The 4,191-nt window shown below is 48.6% G+C and carries 3 protein-coding genes; all 3 read right to left on the bottom strand.

All coding sequences use genetic code 11. From position 1 onward, the window contains the following. Positions 1-382: 382 nt before the first annotated feature. The 3 genes from lysS to hslO all read right to left on the bottom strand — a co-directional run bounded on the left by lysS (position 383) and on the right by hslO (position 3,910). Positions 383-1,873, bottom strand: coding sequence for a lysine--tRNA ligase (gene lysS, locus FD01_RS09450; protein ID WP_404820802.1), 1,491 nt, complete (start codon positions 1,871-1,873; stop codon positions 383-385). A 118-nt stretch (positions 1,874-1,991) separates the two neighbouring features. Then, complete coding sequence (gene dusB / locus FD01_RS09445; protein WP_054719654.1) at positions 1,992-3,017, bottom strand: tRNA dihydrouridine synthase DusB; 1,026 nt, start codon at positions 3,015-3,017, stop codon at positions 1,992-1,994. Beyond that, positions 3,017-3,910: an Hsp33 family molecular chaperone HslO gene (gene hslO / locus FD01_RS09440; protein WP_056963912.1), complete on the bottom strand. Its 894-nt coding sequence runs from the start codon at positions 3,908-3,910 to the stop codon at positions 3,017-3,019. Before hslO ends, dusB begins: the two co-directional genes overlap by 1 nt. Positions 3,911-4,191 lie beyond the last annotated feature (281 nt).

Raw genomic sequence — 4,191 nt, 5'->3', positions numbered from 1 at the left:
AAAAGTTTTAAAAACTTTTTGGTGAAGCGCTTCATAACGCCTCGCGACAACTTTTAAATCATACCAGACAAGCAATCTTTCGTCAAGTAGTAATTTCACTTGGCTGATCACGTGCGGGTTATCTAAAAGACAACTTTGATATCATACCAAGCTCAGCCTGTGTCGTCAATACTTTCTGAAACTTTTTCACAAATGCGAACAGTGATTTTCATAAGGCGACGAACGTTTGGATTTGACCGAAATTTCACCCGTGATCTTGCAATTGCCATTCGGGTATTTATGAGGCCTTCACCGGCTAAAAAGCTAAAATCATCCAGAAATTATACATTCAATTGCAAAAAAATTGCCTCACCGACAAAATCGATGAGACAATTTGCAAAAATTATGGCCGCAACGTCGGGAACAACAGCACGTCGCGAATCGATGGGGCATCAGTCAGCAGCATGACCAAACGATCGATCCCGATCCCAAGGCCCCCTGTTGGTGGCATCCCATATTCCAAAGCTTCAACATAATCGTTATCGATGCCTTGAGCTTCATCATTACCAGCTGTCTTTTCAGCAGCTTGGGCAACGAAACGTTCCTTTTGGTCGATGGGATCATTCAATTCGGTAAAGGCGTTCGCATACTCATTGCCATGCATGAATAACTCAAAGCGATCGACGAATCGTGGGTCTTTTTCAGACTTCTTTGCCAATGGTGAGATTTCAATTGGGTGACCATATAAGAAGGTTGGCTGTACCAAGGTCTTTTCAACGAATTCTTCAAAGAAAGCATTGATGATATGGCCAGTAGTCCAATAGGATTCATACTTCACATGGTGTTCGTCGGCCACTTTGCGCGCTTCTTCTGTGGTCATTGGTTGCCAGAAGTCCACGCCAGTCTTTTCCTTAATGGCATCGACCATGTGCACCCGAGCAAAGGGTTGATCCAAGTCGAGGTCTTGGCCTTGATAAGTGATCTTGCCAGTGCCAAGGACTTTTTGCGCCGCATAGCGGAAAATGCCTTCAGTTTCATCCATCACATCAGACAGATCCCAGTATGCGGCATAAGTTTCAAGCATGGTGAATTCAGGGTTGTGCTTCGTATCGATCCCTTCGTTCCGGAAAACACGCCCAATTTCATAGACGCGTTCCATCCCGCCGACGATCAAGCGCTTGAGGTGTAATTCCAAAGCGATGCGTAAGTATAAGTCGATGTTTAACGCATTGTGATGGGTGATGAATGGTCGCGCATTGGCACCACCAGCTTGATTGTGCAAGACTGGCGTTTCCACTTCAAGGAATTGATTGTTATCCAAGTATTCGCGTACAGCTGATACGATTTTTGACCGCTTGACGAAGCGATCAAAGGATTCAGGATTGGCAATCAAGTCCAAATAACGTTGACGATAGATCTGCTCCACGTTAGTCAAGCCATGGTATTTATCTGGCAACGGGCGCAGGGCTTTGGCCAAATGGGTCACATGGTCAACGCGGATGGTGAGTTCCCCTGCGCTGGTTTTCATCATGTCACCAGAAATGCCTAAGATATCGCCAAGATCGGCTTTTTTGAAGATCTGATAGTTGTCTTCGCCGACCACGTCTTTGCGCACATACAATTGAATCTTGCCTGAGCGATCGCGAATATCGGCAAAGCCGACTTTCCCTTTACCACGCTTGGACATCATCCGCCCAGCGATTTTCACATGGGTTTCATCTGCTAATACGGCGTCATGGTCCATTGCATCGAATTGATCATGCAATTCTTGGGCCAAATGGGTGCGTTCGAAACGATGACCGAATGGATCGATCCCAGCTTCGCGCAAGGCGTCCATTTTTTCGCGACGCGCCTTCATTTGGTCATTTAATTCAGGTTGCTGTTCATTTGCCACCAATATGTCCTCCATTCATTAGTCCAGTTTGAGTGTGCCTTAATTTCTGAAAAAATGCAACGGCAATTCTTTCCAAAAAATGCTGACACCAGCATTGGCATCAGCAATCAGGCGACTTTTATTCTGCAGCGCGAGCATGCGCTTTGGCAATGCGCGCTTCAGTTTCTTCGACAAAACGATCGAAGATATCATCGACTTCTTGTTCCGTATCCACAGAGTTCACCGCATTTTTAGTGCGAGCAGAACGCGGGATCCCTTTCAGGTAGTAAGCCGCTAATTGCCGAAATTCTGGCACGGCCACTTTTTCACCTTTGAGCTCAACTAAGCGATGCAGTTGCAGTTTGGCCGTTTCGACTTTTTCGCGAGGGGTCGGTTCATCGATCAACTCCCCGGTGCGCAAGTATGCTTCCACTTGAGTCAACAGCCAAGGATTGCCTAATACCCCGCGGCCGATCATCACAGCATCCGCCCCAACATCCGTCAACATGCGCTTGGCGTCTTGAGGCGTGCGCACATCCCCGTTGCCCATAAATGGGATCGTCAATTCATGGGCGACTTGTTTTAAAATATCCCAATCCGCCGTACCCGAATAGCCTTGCTTGCGTGTGCGCCCGTGCATGGCTAAAGCAGAAGCCCCGGCACGTTGGGCAGCTAAGGCATTTTCAATGGCGAAAACATGATCTTCATCCCAGCCGGTGCGCATTTTAACTGTGACTGGCTTGTCCACAGCATCCACGACCGCGGCGACCATTTCATAAACCTTGTTTGGATCGAGCAACCAGTGCGCGCCAGCATCAGTCTTAGTGACTTTTGGCACTGGGCAGCCCATGTTGATGTCGATGATGTCAGCTGCCGTGTTTTCTGCGACAAATTTGGCGGCATTGACCAAAGTTTCTTTGGTCCCGCCAAAAATTTGAATGGAGACAGGATGTTCGCGCGGATCCACAAACATCATCTTTAACGTCTTCTTGTTACCGCACATGATCCCACGATCAGAGATCATTTCACATACCACAAGCCCAGCACCGAATTCTTTAGCAGTCACCCGAAAACTCGCATTGGTGATCCCAGCCATTGGGGCGACGACAATGCGGTTAGGAATGGTGACATTACCAATTTGCCAAGGGGTATCTAATTGCGCCATTAATCTTCCTCCTGATCACGTAAGGTGACGAGTTCTTCTTCAGTGTAGTGATACTTGTTGCCACAGAACTTGCAGACTGCTTCTGCGCCATGATCTTGGTCGATCATTTGTTGCACGTCTTTGCGGGCAAGCGTGGCGATCACATGGGCAAAATGTTCTTTGGAACAAGGGCAGGCAAACTTCAACGGTTGTGACTTCAAGATCTTGATGCCGGTGTCGCCCATGCCTAACACCCGCTTGGCAATTTGGGTCGCGGTCATGCCAGACTTCAGCATTTCAGAAACCAGCGGTAACGTTTTGATGTTGGTTTCAAGCTTGGCTAGCGCATCATCTGTGGCACCGGGCAAGGCTTGCACCATGAAGCCACCAGCGTGCGCGATCGAGTTATCCGCATTGACGAACACCGACAACCCGATGGCAGCAGGAATTTGTTCGGATTGCGACAAGTAATAAGCGAAGTCTTCGCCTAACTCCCCTGAAACCAATGGTACTTGTCCGGAAAATGGTTCGGAACCATCGATAGATTTGGTTACCACCAGCAAGCCTTTTTTACCGACGGCTTTGGCGACATCGATTTTGCCGACTAAGTTCAATGGTAAGTTCACATGTGGCACTTGGATATAACCGCGTACCGTGCCGTCTGCAGTGCCATCAGCAATGATCGCCCCAACTGGGCCATCGCCTTTGATGCGCACCGTCAGCAAGTCGTCAGCGTTTTTTAAGCCGGCTGCGGCTAATAAGCTGGTTGCCACCAAAGCCCGACCTAATGCCGCACTGGCTGCACTCCAGGTATCATGGCGTGTTTGGGCTTCTTGAACCGTTTGGGTCGCATCGACTGCAAATACCCGAAACAAGCCGTCAGCACTGATGCCAGTAATGATTTCATCTGCCATTTTATTTATTGTCTCCCTTTATCCGTCGCTTTAATTAACGCAAATCATTCTAACAGAAACCACGCTCTTGCGCAAAAGTAAGTAACTGGTTGAGGTCGCGGGGTGATTCCAGCTAGCCTTACCAATTGCCTAGCGGCTTGAAAATATGTGAGCGAAAGCGTTTGGCGCCACTGCGGAAAATTGGACAAGTTGCCGGTGTGGCCGTCTGCAGAGATCAGCACAAACGGGCGTGCGGACGTTTTTCTGGACTTTCAACCTCAGGCGGCCTTGCTCTGACGGTA

Origin of the sequence: Lacticaseibacillus manihotivorans DSM 13343 = JCM 12514 (assembly GCF_001435035.1) — a bacterium.
In the GTDB taxonomy this organism is placed as follows: domain Bacteria; phylum Bacillota; class Bacilli; order Lactobacillales; family Lactobacillaceae; genus Lacticaseibacillus; species Lacticaseibacillus manihotivorans.
The sequence above is the reverse complement of the archived record's forward strand: the minus strand, read 5'-3'. Positions and strand labels throughout refer to the sequence as shown.